The 307-nt window shown below is 70.7% G+C and carries 1 pseudogene; it reads right to left on the bottom strand.

Annotation, left to right across the window (positions count from 1 at the left end):
• Positions 1–189, bottom strand: a pseudogene (locus UK12_RS44190) (MFS transporter); the annotation flags it as partial.
• Positions 190–307 lie beyond the last annotated feature (118 nt).

Genomic DNA, 307 nt, shown 5'->3' with positions numbered 1-307 from the left:
GACCAGCATCGACATCGCCATCGCGGTCCGGCGGCCGTGCGGCATGCGGTCGAGGAGCGGGCCGATCACCGGGGCCAGCAGGGCGAACGGGGCCATCGTGATCAGCAGGTAGAGCGCCACCCGGCCACGGGCCTCGCCGGTCGGGACCGAGAAGAAGATGATCGAGGCCAGCGCGATGGTGATCAGCATGTGGCCGAAGGAGTTCAGCGCGTGCAGCTCGATTAGCTTCGCTAGTCCCGACTCGCACGCCCCCTCGGCGGCCGTCGCCCGGCGGAATCGGCGGCGGGTGCCGTGAACCAGCCGACCG

Source organism: Saccharothrix sp. ST-888 (assembly GCF_000955975.1).
GTDB lineage: Bacteria > Actinomycetota > Actinomycetes > Streptomycetales > Streptomycetaceae > Kitasatospora.
Note: the sequence above shows the minus strand (reverse complement) of the source record. Positions and strands in the feature narration are given on the sequence as shown.